This window comes from Methylocella tundrae, assembly GCF_901905185.1.
Taxonomy (GTDB): domain Bacteria; phylum Pseudomonadota; class Alphaproteobacteria; order Rhizobiales; family Beijerinckiaceae; genus Methylocapsa; species Methylocapsa tundrae.
Genome location: NZ_CABFMQ020000157.1, coordinates 1 through 451 on the forward strand (window position 1 = coordinate 1; position 451 = coordinate 451).

Below are 451 nucleotides of genomic sequence, written 5' to 3' on the forward strand. Positions count from 1 at the left end.
GTTATAAAAGAAGGAACAGTTAAAATTGATTAATAAAATTGTTCTTATTGTGAGTATCTTATTAACTACTCATGCATCTGCACAAACTAGTTTAATTGATACTGAGAATTATCAGGCTTTGACGAGTGATAGGCGTGCAATTAATGTCGGAGATATTTTGACAGTTCTTGTTGCTGAATCTACTTCAGCTAAATCATCAGTAGGTACCAATGCTAAAAATAAAACGAATTTATCTTTCTCGGCAAATACTTTAACTGCCAAGGCAGATGCTGGTCTTGGAATGGAAGGGGGAGCAAGTGGTGAGGGTAATACGTCAAGACAAGGTCAATTAAGAACAGTTGTTTCAGTACAAGTTATAGAAAAGCTTTCTAATGGATATTTAAAAGTAGCAGGTAATCAAGAAGCTATTATTAATAATGATAAACAGCTTATTCAAATTAGTGGTTATATA

1 protein-coding gene is annotated in these 451 nt (G+C 33.0%); it reads left to right on the forward strand.

Annotated features, from left to right (window positions below; genetic code table 11):
- Window positions 1-25 precede the first annotated feature (25 nt).
- The coding region (locus MPC4_RS20810; RefSeq protein WP_174514224.1) for a flagellar basal body L-ring protein FlgH at window positions 26-451 on the forward strand (426 nt) is incomplete at its 3' end.